At 37.2% G+C, this 261-nt stretch carries 1 protein-coding gene; it reads right to left on the bottom strand.

Annotated features, from left to right (window positions below; genetic code table 11):
* Positions 1 to 261 (bottom strand): efflux RND transporter permease subunit (locus tag SB725_RS32035; RefSeq protein WP_410923501.1); only part of this gene is annotated, 261 nt, incomplete at both ends.

Here is a 261-nt window from a genome sequence, read left to right as displayed (position 1 = left end):
ACCTTGGAAATACTTTCATTTAAAAAATTATTGATATTTACCAACTCCAACATTTTAATGCCGGATGGAAAATTTTTCGAAGCATCTGCCATTACTTTTTGAGCGCCCAAAATTACTTCCTGCGCATTAGAACCTGGGGTCTGACTGATAGAAATAGCGACTCCGGGTTTACCATTAATAGAAGTTGCACTTGTGTAAGTCTGAGTTCCAAGATCGATTCGGGCAATATCTTTTAGGTATAAATATTGTCCGTTTCCAATG

It is taken from the genome of Pseudomonas sp. SIMBA_041 (genome assembly GCF_046535095.1).
Classification (GTDB): Bacteria; Pseudomonadota; Gammaproteobacteria; order Pseudomonadales; family Pseudomonadaceae; genus Aquipseudomonas; species Aquipseudomonas mucoides.
Note: the sequence above shows the minus strand (reverse complement) of the source record. Positions and strands in the feature narration are given on the sequence as shown.